The organism is Microcoleus sp. N3A4 (assembly GCF_036701805.1).
Classification (GTDB): domain Bacteria; phylum Cyanobacteriota; class Cyanobacteriia; order Cyanobacteriales; family Microcoleaceae; genus Microcoleus.
In genome coordinates, this window is sequence record NZ_JAUBRJ010000020.1 from 20,105 (window position 1) to 40,817 (window position 20,713).

At 44.5% G+C, this 20,713-nt stretch carries 20 protein-coding genes; 9 read left to right on the forward strand and 11 right to left on the reverse strand.

The features are described from left to right. A partial coding sequence (locus QUA56_RS14050) for a tetratricopeptide repeat protein (protein WP_445242907.1) occupies window positions 1-1,058 on the reverse strand: 1,058 nt, incomplete at its 3' end. Window positions 1,059-1,501: 443 nt separating this feature from the next. Beyond that, entirely contained in the window at window positions 1,502-2,722 is a 1,221-nt protein-coding gene (locus QUA56_RS14060; RefSeq protein ID WP_333358511.1) for an FtsW/RodA/SpoVE family cell cycle protein, read from the reverse strand. 216 nt (window positions 2,723-2,938) lie between these two features. Here QUA56_RS14060 and QUA56_RS14065 point away from each other — a divergent pair, with 216 nt between their 5' ends. Further along, the gene (locus QUA56_RS14065) at window positions 2,939-7,117 is read left to right on the forward strand and encodes a zinc-ribbon domain-containing protein (protein WP_333358513.1); all 4,179 of its coding nucleotides are present in this window, start codon (window positions 2,939-2,941) and stop codon (window positions 7,115-7,117) included. Between the two features lie 199 nt (window positions 7,118-7,316). Here the strand turns inward: QUA56_RS14065 and QUA56_RS14070 are convergent, their stop codons facing one another. Further along, window positions 7,317-7,520, reverse strand: coding sequence for a phycobilisome linker polypeptide (locus QUA56_RS14070; protein WP_006634929.1), 204 nt, complete (start codon window positions 7,518-7,520; stop codon window positions 7,317-7,319). Window positions 7,521-7,557: 37 nt separating this feature from the next. Between QUA56_RS14070 and QUA56_RS14075 the strand changes: the two genes are divergently transcribed. Next, window positions 7,558-7,776, forward strand: a complete 219-nt coding sequence (locus QUA56_RS14075) for a hypothetical protein (protein WP_333358515.1) — start codon at window positions 7,558-7,560, stop codon at window positions 7,774-7,776. A gap of 3 nt (window positions 7,777-7,779) precedes the next feature. Here the strand turns inward: QUA56_RS14075 and apcB are convergent, their stop codons facing one another. The 3 genes from apcB to QUA56_RS14090 form a co-directional block, all read right to left on the reverse strand. Then, window positions 7,780-8,265, reverse strand: coding sequence for an allophycocyanin subunit beta (apcB, locus tag QUA56_RS14080; RefSeq protein ID WP_333358517.1), 486 nt, complete (start codon window positions 8,263-8,265; stop codon window positions 7,780-7,782). Between the two features lie 176 nt (window positions 8,266-8,441). Next, the gene (gene apcA, locus QUA56_RS14085; protein WP_333358519.1) at window positions 8,442-8,927 is read right to left on the reverse strand and encodes an allophycocyanin subunit alpha; all 486 of its coding nucleotides are present in this window, start codon (window positions 8,925-8,927) and stop codon (window positions 8,442-8,444) included. A gap of 83 nt (window positions 8,928-9,010) precedes the next feature. Further along, window positions 9,011-9,220, reverse strand: a complete 210-nt coding sequence (locus QUA56_RS14090; protein WP_333358521.1) for a hypothetical protein — start codon at window positions 9,218-9,220, stop codon at window positions 9,011-9,013. Window positions 9,221-9,423: 203 nt separating this feature from the next. Here QUA56_RS14090 and QUA56_RS14095 point away from each other — a divergent pair, with 203 nt between their 5' ends. Continuing rightward, window positions 9,424-9,714, forward strand: coding sequence for a hypothetical protein (locus tag QUA56_RS14095; RefSeq protein ID WP_333358523.1), 291 nt, complete (start codon window positions 9,424-9,426; stop codon window positions 9,712-9,714). Window positions 9,715-9,763: 49 nt separating this feature from the next. Then, on the forward strand, window positions 9,764-10,966 hold the full coding sequence (locus QUA56_RS14100; RefSeq protein WP_333358526.1) for a hypothetical protein: 1,203 nt from the start codon (window positions 9,764-9,766) through the stop codon (window positions 10,964-10,966). 260 nt (window positions 10,967-11,226) lie between these two features. Here QUA56_RS14100 and QUA56_RS14105 read toward each other — a convergent pair whose 3' ends face one another. Next, window positions 11,227-11,811 (reverse strand): endonuclease dU, encoded by a 585-nt coding sequence (locus QUA56_RS14105; RefSeq protein ID WP_333358527.1) that lies wholly within the window; start codon window positions 11,809-11,811, stop codon window positions 11,227-11,229. 100 nt (window positions 11,812-11,911) lie between these two features. On the opposite strand from QUA56_RS14105, the gene glpK reads away from it, so the two are divergent. Both glpK and QUA56_RS14115 read left to right on the forward strand, forming a co-directional pair. Then, entirely contained in the window at window positions 11,912-13,399 is a 1,488-nt protein-coding gene (gene glpK / locus QUA56_RS14110; protein WP_333358529.1) for a glycerol kinase GlpK, read from the forward strand. A gap of 74 nt (window positions 13,400-13,473) precedes the next feature. Beyond that, the gene (locus QUA56_RS14115; protein ID WP_333358531.1) at window positions 13,474-13,845 is read left to right on the forward strand and encodes a c-type cytochrome; all 372 of its coding nucleotides are present in this window, start codon (window positions 13,474-13,476) and stop codon (window positions 13,843-13,845) included. Window positions 13,846-13,967: 122 nt separating this feature from the next. Here QUA56_RS14115 and QUA56_RS14120 read toward each other — a convergent pair whose 3' ends face one another. Further along, a complete protein-coding gene (locus QUA56_RS14120) occupies window positions 13,968-15,488 on the reverse strand; it encodes an NB-ARC domain-containing protein (RefSeq protein WP_333358533.1) in 1,521 nt (506 codons plus the stop codon). Between the two features lie 372 nt (window positions 15,489-15,860). Then, on the reverse strand, window positions 15,861-16,766 hold the full coding sequence (locus QUA56_RS14125) for an AraC family transcriptional regulator (RefSeq protein ID WP_333358535.1): 906 nt from the start codon (window positions 16,764-16,766) through the stop codon (window positions 15,861-15,863). Between the two features lie 314 nt (window positions 16,767-17,080). On the opposite strand from QUA56_RS14125, the gene QUA56_RS14130 reads away from it, so the two are divergent. The 3 genes from QUA56_RS14130 (at window position 17,081) to QUA56_RS14140 (ending at window position 19,231) form a co-directional block, all read left to right on the forward strand. Next, window positions 17,081-18,070 (forward strand): hypothetical protein, encoded by a 990-nt coding sequence (locus QUA56_RS14130; RefSeq protein WP_333358537.1) that lies wholly within the window; start codon window positions 17,081-17,083, stop codon window positions 18,068-18,070. A gap of 111 nt (window positions 18,071-18,181) precedes the next feature. Continuing rightward, complete coding sequence (locus tag QUA56_RS14135) at window positions 18,182-18,691, forward strand: DUF3122 domain-containing protein (RefSeq protein ID WP_333358539.1); 510 nt, start codon at window positions 18,182-18,184, stop codon at window positions 18,689-18,691. 324 nt (window positions 18,692-19,015) lie between these two features. Beyond that, entirely contained in the window at window positions 19,016-19,231 is a 216-nt protein-coding gene (locus tag QUA56_RS14140; protein ID WP_015176895.1) for a hypothetical protein, read from the forward strand. A 177-nt stretch (window positions 19,232-19,408) separates the two neighbouring features. Here QUA56_RS14140 and QUA56_RS14145 read toward each other — a convergent pair whose 3' ends face one another. Together QUA56_RS14145 and QUA56_RS14150 are read right to left on the reverse strand one after the other, a co-directional pair. Further along, window positions 19,409-20,038, reverse strand: coding sequence for a pyridoxamine 5'-phosphate oxidase family protein (locus QUA56_RS14145; protein WP_333358541.1), 630 nt, complete (start codon window positions 20,036-20,038; stop codon window positions 19,409-19,411). Between the two features lie 49 nt (window positions 20,039-20,087). Beyond that, entirely contained in the window at window positions 20,088-20,690 is a 603-nt protein-coding gene (locus QUA56_RS14150) for a glutathione S-transferase (RefSeq protein ID WP_333358543.1), read from the reverse strand. Window positions 20,691-20,713: the final 23 nt, after the last annotated feature.

The window sequence follows — 20,713 nt, forward strand, 5'->3', positions numbered from 1 at the left end:
GCGTACTCGATGGCTTTGGCGTAGTCGCCGAGGTTACGGTAAGCATTTCCCAGATTTCCCAGAGCTGTCCCCTCGCTGTAGCGGTCTTTAATTTCTCGGGCGATCGCCAACTGCTGCTGAGCGTACTCGATGGCTTTGGCGTAGTCGCCGAGGTTACGGTAAGCATTTCCCAGATTTCCCAGAGCTGTCCCCTCGCTTTCGCGGTCTTTAATTTCTCGGGCGATCGCCAACCACTGCTGAGCGTACTCGATGGCTTTGGCGTAGTCGCCGAGAGAATCGTAAGCAATTCCCAGACTTCCCAGAGCTGTCCCCTCGCTTTCGCGGTCTTTAATTTCTCGGGCGATCGCCAACGACTGCTGGGCGTACTCGATCGCTTTGGCGTAGTCGCCGAGGGAATCGTAAGCAATTCCCAGACTTCCCCGAGCCCACCCTTCGCCTTGGCGGTCTTTTATTTCTAGATAAATTATTAGTGCCTGTTGCCAAGACTGCAATGCAGCTTGAAATTGACTAATATCATACTGCTGAATCCCTTCCTTTAACAGTCGGTCTGCTTCGGCTTGCTGAGCTTGGGTTTGAGCCAAGGCCTGAGAATTGATGATTTTAAATTGAGAATTAGGGATAAACCGAAACTCGCCTACAGTCAGCCCCGCTAAGATTGAGATGAGTCCCGACAATCCAATTTTTTGCAGTTTCATAACTTTTGAGAGGCCTCTGGTTTGAGCATCCGCTTGACACATCAAGATATTGCTAATGCGATTTGCATGACGCGGTTCTGTTGACTGTTGACTGTTGACTGTTGACTGCAAGATAGCGACCTCTAACTGGAAGGAAGAGGATTGGACTAATAAATAGTCTTCTTTTAATTTCTCCCTACAAGGGAGAGGCTTTAAACCAATTCTTTCTGGTAACAGTAACGCGAATGCTGGAAAAATTGCAGCAGCAAGGGTTAATCGTTCGAGCTCGCCATCTCGGCATTTAATTCTTAACAAAGGTGTTTTTGCGTCCGCCTCCGATTTGTTTGGCTGCAACCCTCCAGCAGTATAGCAAGCGACAGCCATTTGCATCTACATAATGCTGTCTAATATTAAAGCCCAAATCAAATTGTCTGTCTTGATTTTCCTCCCCCTATCTACAGCAATACATTTGTAGCCAGAAAAGATATCATTAAGCGGTGCATCTATTTAGGAAAAAACTCAATGGCTAACTCAACTCCAGAAACACCGCAACCCGACAAAAAAGAATTAGCTAACATCACAGCTAAACCTCAAGAAAAACAAGAAGAGCCGCCAAATAAGGGTGACGGGCGGAAATAGTCGATCGACCTTCATCTCCTGCGATATAACTCCCGAACCGCCTTAAGAGCGCCTACTTCTGCTTTTCTCAACATTCGTGTTCTTCGCTACCAGAGCGGTTGCTATAAATTGGTATTCTGCCAGTAGTTCGAGAGTAAATAAACAAACCCGGTTTTTTCCAAAAATCTGGTTTGTTTACTATTGACAAATTATTCAGTTTGTGAAGTGGCGTTGTTCGATCGCAAATTCGGCTTTCCCGGCTTCTCCCTGCGTCCATCCAAAGAAACCACATCAGCCTCAGAACTCTCCCTAGCCACCCGAATCAGCAACCCCGACAACAACAAACTCGCCAACATCGAAGAACCCCCGTAACTAAAAAACGGCAGCGGCAAACCCGTAGTCGGCAAAACCCCCGTCGCCACCCCAATATTCAGCAGCGACTGTCCCACCATCACCACCATTACCCCAATCGCCACCAACTGAGACTCAACATTCCGCGCCCTCATCGCCACCCTCAAAGCCACCGTACCGTAAGCCGCCAACATCAGCAACAGCGAGAAACCTCCCACCAAACCAAACTCCTCAGCAAACACAGCAAAAATAAAATCGCTGTACTGAATCGGCAAATAAAATAACTTTTGCTGCGACATCCCCAAACCCACACCCCAAATGCCCCCTGAACCCACAGCCAGCAGACTTTGAATCAACTGATAGCCGTCTTGCATCGGATCGGCCCAAGGATTGAGAAAAGACATAATCCGGCGGCGCTGGTATTCCCTAAAACTAATACTTAAAACCGCCAAAAGCATTCCGCCCATAGCCGTTGCGCCCAACTGCAAGTAAGGCAAGCCCGCCGCCAAAGCCACTAACCACAAAGTCATCCCGCACAAAGCCGTGGTACTCAAATTCGGCTGCAACAAAATTCCCAACAGCATCGCACCGAAAATTAACAGCCAAGTCAGCCGAACTTTATTTGTCAACCGGGGCCAGTTGCCGAAAATGCGGGCGCTTTGGAGAACGAAAAACGGCTTGATCAACTCAGAAGGTTGAATAATCGGAACCGGGCCCAGAGATATCCAGCGAGTCGCCCCGTTGATGGTGGTTCCCACTCCCGGAACTAAGGTCAGCCACAGCAATCCCAGCAGCAATAAAACGCCTAACTGAGATGTTTTCATGATGTAGCGCAGGGGGGAGTACACCATCAAGTTAAAGCCGGCCAGCCCGATCGCCACTGCGATTAGCTGTCGTTTAAAATAATAAAGTCCGTCTCCAAATTCTGAATTTGCAATGGGATAGGAAGCCGAAAACAATGCTGTCAGTCCTACAAACAGCCACAGGAAAGTCAGCCACCTCAGCCAGCGGGCCTCAGCCGCCCATTGAGACGCGCTGGGGTCAAAAAATGGAATGAAGCGTCGAATGTCATTAGTCATAGGATTTCATAGCATAAGGAAGAATAGGACTTACGCAATGTAACGAAATTATGTCATCCTGAGCAACAAATCGGGCAATTTGTCAAAAAAACAGACTGTTTTTGAGGTGTAGCTACAATAAGGATTTCACTGATTGGTGAATAATCTAGCTTAGATGCTAGCACATTTTTTTCAGACAAGTTAAACTGTCTATTAGCGTTAGTATACAAGTGCAATATGTCAGATATTCACCTCTTGTTAGAAAAACTGAGTGAGAGAGAGATTTACCTTCTTGATTTAATGAGTGAGTATCCACTACGAATCGATAATGGAATATGGATACTGTACGAGATACCTATAAATGTAGTTGCTCATGGCAGAAATTACCTCAGAACAAAAATATTTAGAGAGCTTAGGACTCTTGAGGATATAGGTTTAACTGAAAAGCAAAACAATGAAATACATCTTAATCACCTAGGACAACAACTAGCAGAATATGTACAAGAGAGGAATCAAAAGCTTTATGAGGAATCAAAAACTCAGAGGGAAGCAGAGAGTAATGCAATAATCGAACTATACAAACAAGGCTTCTCCTATCAAGATATTGGAACTCAGTATAATATAAGTATAATCAGAGTGCGTCAACAAGTAGCAGAATATATACAAAAGAGGGATCGAAAGCTTTATGAGGAATCAAAAAGTAAGAGGGAAGCAGAGACTAATGCAATGATCGAACTATACAAACAAGGCTTCTCCTATCAAGATATTGGAACTCAGTATAATATAAGTAAAAACAGAGTGCGTCAACTTCTCTCAAAGAATCGTGCTTTTCGTGATTATTTGAGAGAAATAGAACAAAAAAAACAGGCAGAAGCTGAAGCTCAAAAACAAGAACAAGAAGAGAAAAAGAGACAAGAACAGCTAGCTAAAAGCTTAATTGTAGTCTATCCAGAACGTGTTGCTGAATTGTGGGACTATGAAAAAAACGGAGACCTCAGTCCTGCGGATGTGGGTACAGGAACAGGAAGTCTATCTGCTTGGTTTAAATGCCCAATTGATGGACATTCATGGCAGAAAAAACCAAACCATATTAGTAAAAGTTGGCATAGAGGGTCTAGTGGATGTCCTCAATGTGCTGGTAAAAATAAAAAACCAGAGAAACAGCCGACTCTAATTGAAGAGTATTCTGAACTGATTTCCAAGTATTGGGACTACGAGAAAAATGATCGGCTAGGTCTTAACCCATCAGAAACAACTCTCAGCAGCAATAAGAGAGCATGGTTTAAATGTCCCCATGATGGCAATGTGTGGCAGTCAAGCATTGTTTCGACAGTAAAGCAGCAGTGGTCAAAGGATAATACTGGTTGTCGAGTTTGTAATGGCACTGCTGAGCGTAAACGAGGTGAATGGAGCCGTAGAGAACCGATAGCTCTTGAATTTCCTGATGAGATTGCTAACTATTGGTTTTACAAAGCAAATGATGAGCTAAAAATCGATCCTATGAAGCTCACAACTGGATCGGCAAAAGAAGCTTGGTTTAAATGTCCTATTGATGGACATGAATGGGTATCATCTCTTTCTCAAATTAAATCATGTTGGAAAAAAGGAAATAGCGGTTGTCCAGCTTGTAGAGGATTCATTGCCACTAAAACCACATCATTAATTTCTCTGTATCCTGATTATGTTAGCCAGTATTGGGACTACGAGAAAAATAATGCTTTGGGTGTTTTTCCTGACAAAGTAACAAAAGGTTCCAACAAAAAAGCTTGGTTTAAATGTCCTATTGATGGATATGAATGGGAAACAAGTATAACGAGTATTTCTAGAGCTTCTTGGAGTCATGGAAATAGTGGATGCACTCGTTGTTTTGGTTGGAGTCTGGAAGCAATTCGTCAATTTGTAGCAAGTTTAGAAGGATACATTCCCAACCTAACTCAAGCTGAATTGTATAAAATATTTGAACAATCAGGTGCTTTAGGCACGAAAAATGCTGAAGGTCTCAAAATTGTTAAAGACATTATCAAAGGCAAACTCTCAGGGCAAAAACTACGAGATTTGATTCAGGGTAAAGAAGTCACAACCTCTGGTGGTGACAGCAACTCCGATGATAATCTCAAAGCTGATGATGAATTGCAAGTTGTTGATGCTGCGGATTCATCTCAGGGAACTCAAGGTTTTGAAACTAGCAGTGACTCTTCAGTACAAAATGAAGAACCTAGTGAACTACCAAGAATCAAAGTCCAGAAAAGTCTAGAATTTTTGAACAGTCAAATAGTTGCGTCAGCCGATCGAGAAGCTATTGATTTCTTTATCGCTTCTAGACGTAATCGAATTTGGGCAGAAGTATTTGAAGATGAATCTGCCGTTGAAAGCGTAGAAGCTTTTACTGAAGAAGGTTATGGTCGTCAGGTGCGAGATCAGTTTCTCGATGAATATACCCAAGCCCAGAATATGCAGATTCCCACAGGCTGGGGATTTCGCATCAATGGCAAAATTACACCGCCAAACTTAATGCAAAAGCTATCAGCGGTGAGGCTTCGCAATCAACAGCGAATGTTAAACCTCTCCTTAACTGGAACGGGTAAAACCATTGGTGGGATTCTCAGCAGTCGAATTATTGACGCTCATCTCACCATTATTATTTGTCCACTAGACACGATTCCCAACTGGCATACAGAAATCAAAGAAGTATTTCCAGATAGTCTCGTCACAACCAAAAACTTTAACCCTCATTGGATCGATATTGAGAGTGGACATCACTACATTATTTTGAACCATGAAATGTTTCAGCAGCCCTCAACCCCTGCTGATATTTGGCAACTGCTAGACCGCTATCAAATTGATCTAATTATTGTTGACGAGATTCATCGCTGCAAACACCGCAATGACGATCCATCCAAACGTCGGCAGATGGTTCTCGCGCTAATCACCAATGCAACGGAGAAAAATCCTAATCTTCATGTACTTGGCATGAGCGCAACACCTGTGATCAACAATCTCAAAGAAGGTAAAAGCTTGGTTGAATTAGTCACAGGCGTAGAACGTAAGGATCTTGGCGAAAAAGCCACACTCAACAACTGTATGCGTCTGCATCAAGCATTTGCAACTGTGGGCATCCGTTCTAAAGTCAAGCCGAAAATTAAAATAAATAAATTCAAAATTCCCGTTGACTGCACTCACCTAGTTGACAAGATTCGGGAAGAGGGGACTTCCCTCCTCAAAATGGAACAGATTCTTACCAGTGCAAGGATTCCAGCGATTCTCAATGAACTTCGCCCAAAAACTATTGTTTACACTCATTACGTTGAGGGCATAGTCGATCAGCTAACAGCAGCAATTAAAGGCGCAGGCTGGACAGTAGGTTTTCATATGGGTGGCGATAAAAGTGGACGCAACGATTTTATTAACGGCTCAATTGATGTTCTAATTGCCAGCAGTGCAATGGCTACAGGTGTTGATGGATTTCAAAAAGTTTGCGATCGGCTGATTCTGAATATTCCACCTTGGACAAGTGCCGAACTTGAGCAGCTAGAAGGGCGGTTAAATCGTCAAGGTCAAGTCCATGATACGCTCACAATTCTTATGCCCGTTACCTATGGTTTAGATGACGGCGAACATTGGAGTTGGGATGAAGGGCGATTAGCGAGACTGCAAAACAAACAGACAGTTGCCGATGCTGCCGTTGATGGTGTGATGCCTGATGGACAACTGCGAACAGAATCTCAAGCATTCCGCGATCTACGCCAATGGCTAGAACGCTTAAAAACTGGTGAGCAAAAGCCAATCGTTCGCCCCAGAATCTTTGTCCCTCTTCCAGACGCAGATCCCGCCGATGTTCAGCGCCGTAATATTAACTATGGTGACTTTAGCCGCATGAATGCTCGTTGGAATACTAGCTATAGTCACACCAACTATGAACGCTTACAGAATAATCCCGAAGAGTGGATGCAATACCACACACTCTATCAAGAAGCCAGAAAAACATGGTCTGTTCTTCCCTATCAAGAATCTATTAAATGGCTTCAAAAGCGCTCTGGTCTAGTTGTAGGGGATTTTGGTTGTGGTGAAGCACTGATTTCTAAAGCCTTAGCCGATAAACACACATTTCACAACTATGATTTCATTGCCATCAATGATAATGTCATCGAATGCGATGTAGTTCAAGTCCCCTTGGAAGATAGCTGTTTAGACGTTGCCATATTTAATTTATCGCTCATGGGCTTAAACAGTGCTGATTACATCCGAGAAGCCGCCCGTACTCTTAAACTCGATGGACAGCTTTGGATTTACGAAGTAACTTCACATTTCAAAAATCTGCAAGAATTCCTCAGCTTGATTGAGAGACTAGGTTTTAGAATCATTGATTCACATGAAAATTGGAAATTCTGGCATATCAGAGCCATCAAATCAGAGTAAATTAACCTAAATTATTCACAATAAGCAAAAAAATGGAGAGGAAAAGAGCCTAAAGATTTATAGCAACCGCCAAAGTGATTAGGAAGTTTTCCATTGGTGAAACCATTAATTTTATTTAATTTCCCTTCTTCCTTTAAATAACAAATAAAAAAGAGGTCGCGATCGACCTCTTGCCCCTCTACCAATCCATCCTCGGATTTTAAAGTAGACCCGTATTAGCTCCGGGCTTACCGGTAGCCAGTTGCACTTTAATAATTCTGCCGCCCATTTTCATAATTCTTTGCTGTTCCCGGAACCAGTTGTCGTAGGGAACGAGCTTAGTAAAATAGGTATTTTGCAATTCGCGCTGGGTGCGGATGCGAGTTTGACTGGGGACGCAAGCAGTCACTTTAAACATTCTCATGGGAAACTAACTCCTGAGTAGGTTTACAGATTATTAGATGGATTTTTTAAAGATTGAAGGCAGGGAGTTAGGAGTCAAAACTAGCTCGTTAAAACTCGTCGGGCTTTCTCGACAAGCCTTTGACGGTCTAGCAATCACTCTCAACTTCCCTGACCTCTTTTCAAAGCCAAAGGTAACAAGTGCAAAGTTAAAAGAGGCAAGAAATAAATGTTATTCCTTCTTCTTTTTTCCTTCCTTCCTTCTTCCTTCTGCCTGAGTGTTAGCTCAAGCCAGAGCAGATGTAGTCGAAATAGACGCCCATTTCTTTACCAGCGTCAGAACCGACCAAACCGGCGGTGACTTCTTTGATTGCTTGGATAGCTTGTACGGTAGAACCGATGGGCACGCCCAAGGAGTTGTAGGTTTCTTTCAAACCGTTGAGCACGCGCTCGTCGAGGATGGAAGGGTCGCCAGCCAACATAGCGTAGGTGGCGTAGCGCAGGTAGTAGTCCAAGTCGCGGATGCAAGCTGCATAACGGCGAGTGGTGTACATATTGCCGCCGGGACGAGTTACGTCAGAGTACAACAGAGACTTAGCAACTGCTTCTTTGACGATTGTGGCTGCATTGGCGCTGATGGCGGTAGCGGCGCGGACGCGCAGTTCGCCAGAAGCAAAGTAGTTCTTGAGCTTGTCTAGAGCGCTGATGTCGAGGTACTTACCTTGAACGTCAGAGGAATTGATAACGGCGGTAATTGCGTCTTGCATGGTTGTCTTGTTTCCTTGAAAGTGGCTGAGTCAGTCCAATTTTGGAGCTAGAATTTGGGATTTGGGATTTGGGATTTCAGATTTTTAAGTAGCTGGTTATTTGCAAAAGCTTTTAACTTGTTGCCGGCAACCGTCAATTTTTCAATCTAAAATCGAAAACCTAAAATCGAAATTCCTTACTGCATCGCACCGATAACGTAGTCGAAGTAAGAGGAAGCTTCGGAAGCGTCTTCTCCAGAAAGCAGCGAACTTGCTGCATTTTTCATAGCGCGAACGCCTTCGGCGACGGCTTCAATCGGGGTGCCGAGAGATTTGTACATTTCGCGGACGCCGACAATACCGATTTCTTCGATCGGAGTAATGTCGCCAGCTACGATTCCGTAGGTGATCAAACGCAGGTAGTAGTCGAGGTCGCGCAAGCAAGTTGCGGTCATTTCTTCGCCGTAAGCGTTGCCGCCGGGAGAAACAACATCAGGGCGCTTTTGGAAAAGTTGGTCGCCTGCTGCCTTGACGATGCGTTCGCGGGATTCGCTCAAAATTTGGGCGATGCGGACGCGGCGTTCACCAGAGGTGACGAAGCTCTTGATCCGATCTAATTCACCTGGGCTCAAGTAGCGAGCTTCGGCGTCTGCGTTGACGATTGATTTGGTGACGATACTCATCTTGTGTGTACCCGCTGGATATTTTGCTATACGAACTGCTCCGCGCTGAGCGAGCGACGGCGGGCGCTTTCATCCCGTATCTTTCATGCTCGAGCAGGAGCTTTGACGGGGAAGGCCGGACTTTCCACAGCCAGCAACTGTTGAAGTTGTTGGCGGGTGGCTGCCTTCGGTGTTTGACGGCGCTGGTTCTTCACGCCGGTGCGCTTGTGAGTGCCCGCACTAAGCCTGTCGCTTACAATACCACAAATGACTGATGCGATCGTAAATTTACGATCGAGATTGCAGCAGGTCACTTAGCGGCGATCGAGTGACTGTCGGGCAGTTAGTAAGGATATTATTGCTCCTCTGACACAACTACCTCTCGCAAGTATTTTGAGGCATTATGTTCACATTCTGAGTGTTACTGTAATAGTTTGTAATATTCCTTTTCATTTTTGGGCCCCCGCTGGGGTCTGATCAGTTAAAATCTCACGGATTTAAAATAGCTGAAATTATCTTGCAGCAATGGTTACAGGCGATCGAGTATTCAGGGAGATTGGTGGCGGGCGAGGGCGCGAAGCTCAAAGACTTTTCCCTGAGAGGGAGGGAAGCGGGAGATGGGGGGAGACAGCGGGGAGACAGGGGGGAGATGTGCGATCGTCTCACACTCACATTTTGCACCATTCTCAAGAACAGGCAAGATGCCTGTGAAGCGAAGAGTAGATGTTCTTGTGGGGTGGGCATCCTGCCCGCCCGTGAAAGGCTTATTAACAATGATGCAAGATATCAGAATCATCGGAAATGGTGACTTTCGAGCTTGTAGCTAGATTTGACTCTCACTTTTAATCTGGTGTGCCGTGAAAAGAAATCTATCAGCCTTTAAAAAAGCTTTGCAGTTTGGGATTAGCGGTGCTGTCGGGGGTTTCGCCGGCAATCTCATCACCGAACCTTTCATGCAGGGACTCACTGGTTCGGAATCTTTTTTTGACAGTGTATTTTCCACAGGCCGCTGGTTTGGATTGGTAGGCGGTGGCATTGCTACTGCGATTATGTTCGGCTATTATTACTATATCAAAGGCAAGCCTCAAATTAAACAAGCTTTAAAAAATGGCGGATTGTTTGGTTTAATTGCAGGAGCCATTTCTGGGGCGATCGCGGAAGGCATTTATAGCGGGATTGGCGATGGCAACAACGAATTATTGCGAGTAATTTGCTGGGGAATAGCTGGCAGTTTGTTAGGACTTGGACTTGCACAGCGGATTCCTAATTTGGGAGCGCTTCGCGGCACGGGAGGCGGCGGTGTTGGGGGTGTCTTGGGAGGCTGTTTGTTTATTCTATTTGCTTACAATTTATCCGGTACGGCGGGCCGTTTAGCTGGCTGTGCTGCGATCGGTTTTTGGATTGGAATTATGCTCGTTGTAGCCGAAACTTTGTTCAACAAAGCTTGGCTGGTAATTAGTTACGATACCGGAACAAATCGCACTCTCACTCTGGGATCGGAACCGGTAACTTTTGGCAGCGATGAAAATTTGTCTATTATCTGCATTCCTAATGTTTCGCCCTTGGCAATGCGGTTTCAGTTGGAAGCAGGTCAAATTGTTTGCGAGAATGTTGATAGCGGGGCGGTGAGTTATTTGCGATCGGGCGACCAAAAGAGAATCGGCAACTGTACAATTACAGTAGGAAACTCTGACTTGCCCGCTGCAACTTCTGCTCAGGTTCCGCCTAGTATTATATCACAAAAATCCGCAGCAGATTCTTTTACCACCGGTCAATTATTCCTGAAATTAGGAAGTCGAGTTATTTCTCTGAGTGCGGGAACTCAACTATTCACCTCTGACATACCGAGTTTAACAGCCCCAGCATCTAACGGTCTTGTAGCTATAGTCACTTCTCGATCGAGAAACGAGCTTTCGTTAGGATTGACCAATTTGTGCGATCGCGCTTGGTGGGCTACAGACATTCAAGGCGATCTAAAAATGGTAGAACCTGAAAGTACCTTAACTTTGGCGTTGGGAACTAAAATCGAATTCGGTGAATTAGACGGCGAAATTGTGTAAGTAAGCGAATAGAAACTGAGATATTGCATCATTGTCAATCAGCCTTTCACGGGCGGGCAGGATGCCCACCCACAAGAAAATTCAGTCTTTGTGGAACGGGCATCTTGCCCGTTCTTAACAGGATATCCGGCCCACCCCACAAGAAAATTCAGTCTTTGTGGAACGGGCATCTTGCCCGTTCTTAACAGGATATCCGGCCCACCCACAAGAAAATTTCCTCTTTGTGGAACGGGCATCTTGCCCGTTCTATTCGTTCTTATTCAAGCAGAACTGCCGCTAACTCCAGTAATGACCGCCGCACCAATCAAATGAGCTAAACGCAAAGCTTCAGGAACTTTCCCAGTGTCTGTCAAACGCTGAAGCACCAGCGCAATTACTTCGGGTTTTTCGCCGCAAACTTGAAAAAAGAAAGGTTCAAAAGCGTGAATTTTACCAGCGCGGCGCAACAATTCTAAACGGTATTCCGAGTCGGGTAAATGGCCGAGGGCTTTTTCAACAGCAGCTAAATCTGGTTGGCGGCGCATGACAGCAACGCAAGGAATTTGCAGCCGCGATGCTAACTCGGGAAGGTCAATAATATTGAAGCCGCCGAAAGCAATTCCGTCAAGCAAAACCAGATGCAATTGCGGCAGAAATTTGCCTCCGAGGAGTAGCCCAGAAATAGCATCCGTGGCATCTAATCCGTCTGGGAGGACTTGTCCCCACACCATTCCTTCAAATCGAGTTCCCCCGCAGACTACGCCCGCGATCGACACCAGACTGCCGCTTGTCCGAGAAAACGGAGCGTCGTCAAAGCCAATAACCTTAATTGTGCGATCGAGTCTGAGCAAATCTGCCAGTTTCAACTTGTGGAGTTTCCTAAGCTAAAGTTTTTGAGATTAATTTGACTTCTCGATATAGTATCATATACGTTAAAGACCTCATTACTAAAAAATTTTTAGACAATTGGCAAAAAAATACGTAGCAGCGATCGATCAAGGAACCACTAGCACCCGATTTATCATATTCGATCGCCAGGGACAGATAATTTGCAGCAACCAACAAGAACACCAGCAGATTTATCCGCAACCGGGATGGGTTGAACATAATCCCGAGGAAATTTGGCAGCGCACCCAAAGCGTCATTAAAAATACCCTAGAACTAGGTAAAATCGACCCCAAAGATATTGCGGCCCTCGGCATTACCAACCAGCGCGAAACTGCAATTGTTTGGAACAAAAACACGGGCAAATCCTACGGTAATGCGATTGTGTGGCAAGATACCCGCACTCACCAAATTTGTACTAGCTTAGCAGAATTTAACGGCAAAGATCGATTTCGATCGCGCTGCGGTTTGCCGTTAGCAACTTATTTCAGCGGGCCAAAAATCAAGTGGATGCTGGACAATATCGCAGGATTGCGGGAAGCGGCAAATCGAGGCGAGGCGATTTTTGGTACTGTCGATACTTTTCTGATTTGGCACCTGACTGGCGGCGCGCACATTACCGATGTTACCAACGCCAGCCGCACGATGCTGATGGATTTGCAAACCCTCGATTGGGATGCCGAAACTTTGGAAATAATGGCAATTCCCCGCCAGATGCTGCCAGAAATTTGCCCTTCGAGTCATATTTTTGGTACTGCAAAAGGATTGTTAGATGGTGTTCCAATTGCTGCTGCTTTGGGCGATCAGCAGGCTGCTCTGGTGGGGCAAACTTGTTTCAATGTTGGGGAGGCGAAAAATACTTACGGTACGGGCTGTTTTATGCTGCTGAATACGGGTGAGGCGATCGTCCCTTCAAAGCAAGGGTTGCTGACAACTGTTGCCTACAAGATGGGAGAATCGCCCGCTGTGTATGCTTTGGAAGGCAGTATTGCGATCGCCGGAGCTCTAGTGCAGTGGCTGCGGGACAATTTGGGCATCATCAACACATCTGCGGAAGTAGAAACATTAGCAAATACAGTTGAAGATAGCGCAGGAGTTTACGTTGTCCCGGCTTTTTCTGGACTCTACGCACCTTATTGGAAAGACAGCGCCCGGGGAGTAATTGCAGGTTTAACTCGCTACGTGACTAAGGCACACATTGCCCGTGCAGCATTGGAAGCTACAGCGTGGCAAACGCGGGAAATATTGGACGCGATGAATCAGGATTCAGCAGTGCAGCTTTTGTCTTTAAAAGTAGACGGAGGTATGGTGGGCAATCACACGCTGATGCAGTTTCAGAGCGATGTTTTGGGAGTGCCTGTCGTGCGGCCTGTGGTAGCAGAAACTACTGCACTCGGCGCGGCTTATGCGGCGGGTTTGGCGGTAGGTTTTTGGAGTCAGCTAGCCGAATTGCGCGACAATTGGGCGGTGGATTTTACTTGGGAACCGAAAATGCCGATCGCACTTCGCGAGCAAAAATATCGCTTTTGGAAAAAAGCAGTTTCCCGCACATTTGATTGGGAAGAATGAATCGCTGAGTCAACCCCAAAATCCGTATTTAGTGATATCATTAAATCCAGCACTATTTTTCAACTTGCAAATAGATGATTTCCCTAACTAACTTAAAAAAAATCTTCACCGCCTTTCTATTAATACTGACACTGGCATTTGTAGAAATCGCCACTAATTCCCAAATGGCGATCGCAGATACAGCTACAAATCCCGCAACCGCAGCCGAACTTTTCAGCGCTAACTGTGCAGGTTGTCACATCAACGGCAGCAACATTATCAGGCGCGGCAAAAACTTGAAACAAAAAGCCTTAAAAAAATACGGCATGGATTCCATCGCCAACATTTCCAACTTAGTAACCAACGGCAAAGGTATTATGCCCGCTTACAAAGATCGTTTGACGGAACAACAAATTATCGATGTTTCAGCTTACGTGCTATCTCAAGCCGAAACCGATTGGAAATAGCACCTCGGTAGATTACAGCGTATTCCAGGTTTGTGAAGCGTAGGGACACGGCACTGCCGTGTCGAAAGGAGGGGAAGCTCACGATAGGCGGGTGTACTTCATAAATGTGGAATCTGCTGTATTTATATCTTAGGCAATCTTGCCACAGACATCAGATATTTCTTTACCGCAGGTTGAAGCGCGAACAGAGTTTCACTTTCGGCTTGGACTGTTTCAATTAGCGATCGTCTTAAAAGCGATTCCAGCGCCTTCAGCAATTCTGAATCCCGATCTTGCTGAATATTTGAGTACAAATTTTCATACCCAACAGGCTTGACTTCTTTCGCCATACTGTGTAATAGCTGAATTTCTAATGCTGATAAGCGATGAAACTGCCGAGATAACGTATCGCTATAATCTCCCAGCAACGGCCCATTTCTTAAAACGTTAGCAATGCTTCCGCCAAACATATCATTAATAGTTGTTGTTACTATTTTTAACGCTAAAGGATTGCCGCTGTAAGCCTCTATCAATTCTGAGTATTGACTTTCTTCAGACAAACCCTTATTTTTAAATATTTCCACTGTCGCTTGTCCCAGACTACCCAATTTTAATGACCGTACAGATTGATTTTGACCTTCTAACGCTGCAATTTCTTTAGGTTTTTCACAGCTAGTCAACACTAAGCAACTTTGATGCTGCAATTCTCCTACTTGTTTCAGAAGTTCCCCATATGCTTCATACCCTTTTCGATAGTTTCCTGTTAACTGCCCAGTGCAGAAAACAGCTTCCCACCCATCTAAAATTATCAAGCATCGATGCTTTTGTAAACAGTGAATCAGGCGCTGGATAGCCTCAGCGATGATTGTCGGTTCTATTACATTTGTGGAAGCAATTAGACTGTCCAGGGAAAATTCAAGCGGCTCTTGAAAAAAGTTTTTTTTATGGTGACTAAATAACCGCAATTTCTCTACATCGCTTAGCGGTCGATCGGATAAACATTCGATTAAATTTACCAGAGTATCTGCCAATAGAGGTGCATGACTGAGGTCGATCCAAATCAAGCACTCAAACTGGTCTTTAATCATATTTCTTAGCTTAGAGGCTAAAGCAGTTTTGCCAATGCCACCCATACCCAATATAGCAACTAAGCGAGAGTTTTCCTGTAAAATCCATTGCCTTAAGTTAGCAAGTTCTGTTGTACGCCCGTAGAAAATAGACGTATCTACCGCCAGCCCCCATTCAGTTCGATTTTCGATGGGAGATTGGAGAGTTTGGGCAGAATTTATCAATGTAGAATGCAATGTTTCTGGGCTACTCTTTTGTTTATAACCATATATTTCTAGCATACTTGGGACTTCTTTCCAGTCTTTAGGTTGTTGCAGCGTCAAAACTTCTATGTAGCGATACAGCCCTCTCGATAAATCTACTCTAATACCCGTGCATTTACGATGGAGTGCGGCGGCAATTTCCTGCGGACTATAATTGCAAAGCAATCCTCGCAGGTACGTTTTTTCTAAAGGGGTGAGTTGCTGATTTCTGCTGATAGCATATTCTTGCTTGGCCGCTGTCAAGTCTGCATATAACTGTTGGAGATTCCAGCAAGCCTCAGCTTCTATAAACTTCTGTGCTGGTATTTGTAAAGGTTTATTTTGCTGTGTCATGTATATTCATAATAAATAAACACCCCGTCAACTCGATTATTGTAGGATTTTGGAGAAATGGTATTACTTAGCGATCGCACCTTACCATTAGACTCCCACAGGACTTACGCACAGACAACGTAATTCTGTCATTGCGAGTGAAGCGAAGCCATCCCTTAGCCTTGCTACACCGTTGGAATGCGTAAGTCCTATCCCATTTGTTCCTAAACAAATTACCTAAGTGTCTAACTGCTGAGTACGCAAGTAGAATCTAAATGATTATCCCAGGCAAATGATTAAGCAAACGGGAGCATCCGAGTTTCTATGTAAGCGACTTTAATCTGTTTTGCCAGTCCAAGTCGAACACTTCCTTGCGATTTGAACATAATCTTGCTAAATCATGCGAAACTGTTTAGGTGAAATGCCTGTGTATCGGCGAAAGCACTTTGCAAAATGACTGGGATTGGCAAAGCCACACTCGATCGCAATATTGTTTATTGTCCATTCTGTCTGCTTCAGTAGTTGCTTCGCTCGCTCTACTCGTTGCTGAATTAAGTAGGCATGAGGAGTCATTCCAGTTGATTGCTTAAACAATCGACAGAAATAGTATTGACTCATAGCTAATTCGGCTGAAATTTCTGCTAACGATACATTTTCACTAAAATGCTCGTTGATGTATTCAATAGCTTGCTTCAGTTTGTATTTTGACAAGCCGTCTTCATATTCCCTCAGAGTATGCTTGCGGGTTGAGTAATATGTTAAGCAGTGAGCCGCTAGAGCCGTCGCCATTGAATCCGCATAAAAGCAACTATTATTTGGATCGTTTTCCAATACTGCTTGCAGTGCTAAGATAATTTGCCAAACTAACGGATCGGGTTTTTTAAGCGTCAGATTAACTTCAACTCGATCTGGGTTTACTGACTCGTAGGCGGCATGATTAAGAAATGTAGGATCGAGGTAGCAGTGAGTGATATCAACTTCCTGACTCCACCTAGCCTTAATAGGTGCGTAAGCAGGAAGTATTTCAATGCAACCCGTTTCATTCTGGTCATGCTGCACTAAGTGACGTTTACCATCAAAGGCTAATTCCACTTCTGTTGACTGCTTCAAAAATTGAACACAAATTATATGTTGAGAACCAGATGTTTCAGGAATTTCCATTGCAGGCAGTTGATAGCGTGCTAGATGAATATTTTTCCATCCCGCGTCATGACTGGAGTGAATGAGCGGGCGCGGAACAAACTTTGAAGTTGCATCTTGTTGAGAATAATCAATAGCTAAAGGTTTTTCTGTTAGCATCCTTTTCTGTCCTTCCAATACCTATGGATAAAATTTTTGTCCAGTAGCGACCTCATCGTTATAGCATTTCGATCTCTCATATGAGTTGCCGCTGGCCAAACCGGGCATACCTCACAACGCTTGAGAACCGCTATATAACTACGAGTTGTACGGAAACTTTCTGTATAATATGCCAAATTGAGTAATTCTCAGAAAAATACCTAATAAAAATACTAATAGCTGTTAGGTGACTTATCGGTCTTGAGTGTTTTATAAATGTAGAGAGCAGGATTTTCTAACACCTGCTGTCAAAAAAGTTAAGAGGACAGGTTAAAATGGCATCAGTTCAACTGACAAATCAGTTAACTACAAGTGACAAGAGTATCCCGACTCCTACTCCGAATGATTTCCTTCCAACCGCAACTCGCGCTAAAGATTACCTCTTAGAAGTAGAGTTAGTTAATCAGTCTATATCAATTGATCTTTTTAAAGGTCTGAACACTAGCTACGACCCTTACGTGCAAGTTTTTCAGATACCCAAAGGCACCAGGGGTGCGAATGTAGTAGCTGATTCGGGTACTCTTGTTGCTCAGGATGATGATGGCTACGGCGTCCCCGGAGGAAACTCAAAAATACCGAGTCCTACTGCCCAATACTTCAATGGTGCTCCTCCCCCGCTTAAAAGTGTGCCTGGTGTGGACTATGTAGTCCGCGTGACTAGCTATGATGCGTTAACATCACTTCCTCAGCCTTTCACATTACAGGTTTCAACTGACAGTGGCAATGTCGCCTTGAAAGACCCCGTAACAGGTGCGACTTTAAATGCACAAGGCAACATCATCGGGGGCGGTAGCGGGGACCCTCTAACAGGCAATCTTCCCGTCCGGCGTTTCTATGACAAGCAGGCAGGATCGCATTTTTATACCGCAGACCCGTCAGAGAAAGCTGACCGACTAAACAACCCTGCTCGTTACCAGAGTGAAGGCGATGACTTTATCGCTCCAGCCAACGGTAACGCAAAGGTTCAACGCTTCTTCAATACCGCATCAGGAACCTATTTCTATACGAATAAACCTACTGACATACAGTTTATTCGCGACAACTTACCCCAGTTCCGTGCTGAGGGGGAGGTTTTCAATTCATATAACACGGCAGTTTCGGGTGCAATACCCGTCTATCGTTTTACTAACCTGGCGAGGGAGCGGGAAAATCCGCAAAATATTACACACTTTTTCACCGCAAGCCAAGCGGATCGGGCGGCGGTACAGGTGAGGTCAGATTTCCGGGATGAGGGAGTTGCTTTTTATGCTCTTGCCCCCGTCTAAGCAGGCAGTTGGATTCATCTAGGTTTAAAATGAGTAGTAGGGTGCGTGCGACTCACCCTACTTTTTTTATCTATTAAACTTTTGAGTAACAAGCGATATTTTGGTCATCCTATGAACAATCTCAGTACAAAACCTTCCCTCTTCAAGGCTTTAACTGTAATTAGCTTGTGTTTGTATCTAATCTTAGCTGTCAACCCGCCCGCTTTCGCCTCGATTCACAAATATCCAGAAACAGCCGACAGAGTAATGTTTCGCTCGGTACAAAGCCTGCGCGATACTGACGATAAAGCCTGGCAAGTGGTTTTGTACAAGCGAGTAAAGTCGGGAGTAGTTAACTCTTTGAACCTGAGATTAGTAGGATTTCCCGGAACAGAATTGCAGCACCCGGTTCCGTTGAAAGTTGCTGCTGGCGATCGGGAAATTGGCACGGCAAAAGATATTTGGAACGAGTCGGATTTGCCGATTAATGTCGGAGAATACGATTTCAAATCAATAATTACAAAATTGGACAGTAATCGACCTTTGCGGTTTAATTTCCCCGTGAAAAATCAAAAAGAAACAGAATTGCTGGTTCCTCCTTTTGCTGTGAGAGAATGGCGGCTGTTGTTAGATAGAAACTAAATATACCAATTTAATCGCACTCTACATTTAATATCGATACAATTGCCAATGTCACAAATCGCTATGTTTAAATATGCCTTAAGGTAGATGTAAGGTATTTGAAGGATAATGTTATCTGACAAAAACTAAAGATCCCAATTTAATCGCACTCTACATTTAAAATCGCTACAGTTTCATTGATGTATCAAAAATAACTTTATTTACATAGACCTTAAGATAGATTTAACCTATTTGAAGGGTAATTATGAAACAAACTAAAAGTTGAGTTAGTCGGTTGACAAAACTTCAGTGTTTTAACGTAGGTGTATTCAGGGTGAAGCTACTATGACTTTAATCAGTAAAATTGTCCGAAAAGCTTTGGCAACAGGTTACTTAACGGTTGAGGCCGAAGAACAGTTGCGACAGCAGTTGCAGATGACTAAGTACGGCCTAGAAGATTTTGAGGCTTTTATTAATTTGCAAAAAGAGGTGATGGAAGGTAGGGTGAAACAGCAAGCTTTGGAATTGTTGCGATCGCGCAAATGTTCTGCGACGGCTTAAATCCAGTTCGATCGCCCTTTTGAAGATAATTAAGGGCGATCGTTGGCAGTCAGGACTTTACTCCTTATTGATGAGGACTCTTCGTGCTCACTACAAACCACACGGTAAACCACAGGGTCGATCGCACTTTGGGATAGCATCAGTATCGGCTACTTACTTCAATACTGTTCTTGCTTGTTAATTGATCGGCGCCGGTGGATCGGGAGTATTTACGTTATTAGGGTTTTTAGCTGCTAAAAGTTTCTCCAACTCTCTAATTCTGGTCTGCATTGCTTCTACTTCCGTTTCAGAATAGCGAATCGGAATATGCTGCGGACAGTTCCAATCCCAGCCATCAATTTCAAATACGATCGCTCTTTCCACAGTTGCATCATAGTCTGTATCCCGAACTCGGGCAAGTATTACTGGATCGTCTTCCACAACGCGGGCGCGACCGAGAATCTTGAGGCGCCGGCGATGACGGTAATCCATTAGGAACAAAAATGCTTTATCATTTTCAGCAAGATTTCCCACAGAGATATATTGCACATTGCCACGAAAATCCGCAAATCCCAAAGTTCTCGGATCGAGAATCTTTAAAAATCCTGCTTTCCCGCCGCGAAACTGAATGTAGGGATAGCCACTAGAACTCACAGTGCCTAGATAAAATCCTTCCATACTGGAAATAAATTGCTCTAGATCGGGATTGATGGAATTATTATCTGCACCTTTAGCCACAAAGCGTTCATAGTTCTCGCGGGAACCCATTTTTTCTTGCATGGCTTTCACTGCGGGAGTAAAAGCGATCGTACCAAATTGACGAGGCATAAAATCTAACTCCTTGTCTACTTATTTAACTCGGCGATGTTCAAAATGCCTAGATTCCCAACATAGGAATATAACCAGAGAGTTGCTTCACCCGATCGATCCAATTCAAAACATTGGGATAAGCATCGAGTTCAATCTTGCCATCTCTCGCTAAAGCGATATAGGGATAGATGGCCGCATCTGCGATCGTGGGATGCTCAAACTCTAGCCAAGTGCGCGTACTCAAATGCCGGTCAAGTTGCGTCAGAATAAATTCGGCTTTTTGGGTTGCCCGTTCAATATTGATGTTAGTTCCAGCCCCAAATAAATAGTAGAGACGAGCATTTTCTGGCCCTTGTCGCACTTCACCCGCAGCAGTTGACAACCAGCGAATTACTTGGGCCATCGGTAGTGCATCCAGAGGCAGCCACTGCTCACCACCGTATTGCCGCGCCATATATACGAGAATGGCTTGAGCATCGGCAAGTTGTGTCTCTCCATCCACCAGCAAAGGCACTTGCCCGAAGGGATTCATGGCTAGGTATTCTGGCGACTTGTGTTCGCCCCCCATCAGATCGACTCCGATCCATTCATATTCAAGGTTGAGCAGGGACAGCATCAAACGTGCTTTGTAGCTGTTACCAGAGATTTCATTACCGTAGAGCTTAATCATGGTGTTCCTCTTTTGATTGCGAA